Annotated in this window: 1 pseudogene; it reads right to left on the bottom strand. The window is 65.9% G+C overall.

What is annotated here, in order from left to right:
• A pseudogene (locus DY467_RS25705) lies at positions 1–425 on the bottom strand (sensor histidine kinase N-terminal domain-containing protein); the annotation flags it as partial.

Raw genomic sequence — 425 nt, forward strand, 5'->3', positions numbered from 1 at the left:
GCGATATCGTCGATGATGACGTCGCCGTTCGACAGATCCTCGACCACCTGAATTGTCAGCGTCCGGCCACCGATGCGTCGCTCGATGCTGTCTCCCGAAAGGCCGGTCGATCCGGTGACGAGACCGAACCACGAGGCGCGCTCCGCGGATCGGCGTGGCAGCAGTGGTTTGCGGTCCGGGTTCGAGCTGAACAGCACTTGGCCGGAGCCGTCGATCACCGCATAGGCATAGCGGCCGTAGGCGGCCGAATATACGTCGCGCAGATCCTGCGGCAGGGCGAGGTTGAGCTGTCCGTCCGGGCCGACGCTGAGATGTTCGGCGACCACCTCGGCCTGGCGTCGCATGGCGTCGCCGTGCAGCCGGTCGATCTCGCGGTTGAGCAGCCAGAACAGGATCAGCGGCAGCACCACCGCGGTGAACGTCAG

Origin of the sequence: Rhodopseudomonas sp. BR0G17 (genome assembly GCF_010907025.1) — a bacterium.
GTDB classification, from domain to species: Bacteria; Pseudomonadota; Alphaproteobacteria; order Rhizobiales; family Xanthobacteraceae; genus Rhodopseudomonas; species Rhodopseudomonas palustris_H.